Source organism: Streptomyces sp. JW3 (assembly GCF_052216785.1).
GTDB lineage: Bacteria > Actinomycetota > Actinomycetes > Streptomycetales > Streptomycetaceae > Streptomyces.
The window spans coordinates 1-2,788 of the sequence record NZ_JBQOUX010000214.1; the positions used below are offsets into that span (position 1 = coordinate 1).

Genomic DNA, 2,788 nt, shown 5'->3' on the forward strand with positions numbered 1-2,788 from the left:
GACACCTTCTCCCGCCGGATCGTCGGCTGGTCCGCCGCGACATCGAAGGAGACCCAGCTCGTCCTGGACGCTCTGGAGATGGCGCTGTGGCAGCGCGACCGCGATGAACACCCCCACGTTCGCGGCGAGTTGATACACCACAGCGATGCGGGCAGCCAATACACCAGTTTCAAGCTGGCCGAACACCTGGACGCAGCCGGCATCGCGGCCTCGATCGGCTCCGTCGGCGACGTCTACGACAACGCACTCATGGAGAGCACCATCGGCCTGTACAAAACCGAGCTGATCAAGCCGCAACGGCCCTGGAAGGGCCTTTCCCAGGTCGAGCTGGCCACCGCCGAGTGGATCGACTGGTACTGCCACCGCCGACTCCACGGTGAGATAGGCCACGTCCCACCCGTCGAGTACGAGACCAACCACTACCTGACAACCACGAAACCCCAGGTCAAAACCACAAGCTGAGATCTCTATCGAACCCGGGGCGGTTCATTTCTTGCCCCCTGGCACCCGCTCCGTCACGGACAGCTCAGCCGGCCGTGGCGCAACGCAAAAGAGGGCCGATCCCTTGGCGGGGCCGACCCTCCCTCATGCGGCGTCCGTCTCAGTCCGCCTCGGTCAGTGGCAGGGGCACACCGATGTTCGTCGGCTCCGGGTCACCGACCCACCAGAACCGGAACCGGTCCACGGAGGGCTTCACACCTGACGTACGAGCCTTGAAGAGCCAGGCCCGGTTCAGTGCGAGTCCGAGGATCTCGCGTTTCTCGCTGAGCGGCCAGCCCTCCCACGCTTCCGCGAACAGCTCCGAGTCCCGCAGGAACGTGATGTCGAGCGTCTGAGCATTGGGGAGAGCCGCTAGCTCCCCCTCGTACTGCTCCAGGCGTTCGTTGCTGGCGTCATAACGACGCCGGAACCGCTCCTCACCGCGCTTGCCTTGGAAGAGACCGTTCAGTTTCTCCTCTTCCAAGCGGTCCAGGAACTCCTCTTCGTTCTGGATGCGGGCCTCCAGTTCCCGCCGTTGTGCCCGTCGTTCTGGGTGCTGCAAGTCCGCCCAGCGTTCCGCGATGGCCAGGAGCGCAGGGGAGTCATCCTCCAAGGCGGTCAGGTGGCCGACCAGCGCACCGGTGACCAGCGCGTCCGCATAATCGCCCTTCATCAGTGTTCCAGGGCACCTGCCGCTCATCTGGCGGCGCGCGCAGCGATAGCGCGGCCAAGGCTTGTCGTTTCGGATCCAGTACGCGTCGTACGACATCCGGGCCCCGCACTCTCCGCAATACAGGAAGTCCGACAAGAGCCCTGATACGGCCCGTCCCGTGTCCTTGGACTTGCTGCCTGGTGTCGCATCGCGAGTCCAGTGCACTGGAACACGTGTACCGAACATCGCCCGGAGGCGGGTGTAGTCCGCGAGAGAGATGATCTCGGGGCCGACTCGGACCATCTCACCCGTGCGCGAGTGGCGGTAGATCTCGCCCTTGTGCGGCAGGTAGCCGGTCATGAGTGGCGACAGGACCATATTCCGGACCACGGGCCACGACCAGGAATTCGGGCCCTTGAGCGGCTTCTCCCGGAGCTTCTGAGCCTTGAGTGGTTCGCCCTTGGCTTCCAACTGAGCGATGCGGATCTTACGACTTGCCCATCGCGGAGAGTCGTGGCCCTCAGCGTTGACCCATGCCGCGACTGACCGCAGGGACTCGCCGTTGAGGAGCTTCCGGGCGACGGACCGTATGACCTCTGCCTCCTCCTCGTGCAACTCCAGCTTCCTCTCAGGGGTGACCAGGAAGCCGTACGGGCGTGATCCCATCCAGCGGCCCGCATCCCGCTCGTCGGCCCGCAGGTCGGCCACTCGGGTGGCTGTGTTCTTGGACTCCCGGTGCGCCTGGTGGGCGGCGATGGTGAGCTGAAGCTCCCAGCCCTCGTTCTCGGAATCGATGCCGTCCGCGATGGAGATGAAGCGGCAGCCCGTCTCGTAGACGACGCGGATGATCTCGGATGCCTGGGGGATGCCCTGGCGGGTCGCGCGGTCCACCTTGAAGACGATCAGCACGTCCGCCAGGCGCTCACGGAGCATGGACAGCGCGGCGTCCCAGTCCGGACGCTCCACGTATGTGTGGTAACCGGACTTGTCCACGTCCTTGAAGATCTTCACGACCTCGGCGCCGAGGTCGTCGACCTTCGAGCGGCCCGCCTTCTCCTGGCGAGGTATCGACGTGGACGTGTCTGTGAGGTCAGAGATGCGCAGATACAGAATCGCCCGGAGCGTCGCTTGGGCAATACGGGCAAGAACCTCACGTTGCGGCATTGAGCCTCCCCATCCTTCACGTCGCGGATCAGCTTAGATACGGAGCGCGACCAAAATGCAGTGTTTCACGAAAATTCCTGCGTGCATGAGATCGCGCACCACTTCGGCATCGACGACGCGCGGTTGCATGCGTTGGGGTATGGGTGATGTACGGGTGACGAGTGACGGGTCCGGCGGGCTCGGCGGGTCTGACGGGTGAGGCGTCGTTCCGGGTGACCGTTCCGGACGGGTGTGCGGATGTGTGGGAGGCGCGTGTCTTCTTGTGCGCGGCGGGAGTTGGGCACGGCGACTCCTTGACGCCCCGGAGGTGGCCGCCGTGCGCCCCTTGTACGTACCCGTCCGACTGGCGGCCACCGCCGTGGCCGTCGCCGCCGCCGCGGGCTGCATGAGCGTGGGCGGGGACGTGCCGGGCGGGAGCGGCAGGCCCTCGCACTCCGCGGGGGAACGGGGCGCCGAGGCCCCCGACGGCGGCTCGGTGGCGCCGGGCGGCCG

General features: G+C 65.9%; 2 protein-coding genes and 1 pseudogene. 2 read left to right on the forward strand and 1 reads right to left on the reverse strand.

The genetic code is table 11. The features are described 5' to 3' along the window. On the forward strand, positions 1 to 462 hold a 462-nt coding region (locus ACTT8P_RS38030), incomplete at its 5' end, for an integrase core domain-containing protein (protein ID WP_442836362.1). Positions 463 to 601: 139 nt separating this feature from the next. Here the strand turns inward: ACTT8P_RS38030 and ACTT8P_RS38035 are convergent. Next, the gene (locus tag ACTT8P_RS38035) at positions 602 to 2,296 is read right to left on the reverse strand and encodes a recombinase family protein (protein WP_442836363.1); all 1,695 of its coding nucleotides are present in this window, start codon (positions 2,294 to 2,296) and stop codon (positions 602 to 604) included. A gap of 69 nt (positions 2,297 to 2,365) precedes the next feature. Between ACTT8P_RS38035 and ACTT8P_RS38040 the strand changes: the two are divergent. Further along, positions 2,366 to 2,443, forward strand: a pseudogene (locus ACTT8P_RS38040) (metallopeptidase family protein); the annotation flags it as partial. Positions 2,444 to 2,788 lie beyond the last annotated feature (345 nt).

Coding starts and splice junctions, on each gene's coding strand:
- ACTT8P_RS38035 (WP_442836363.1), bottom strand. CDS start 2,296: ATGCCGCAACGTGAGGTTCTTGCCCGTATTGCCCAAGCGACGCTCCGG.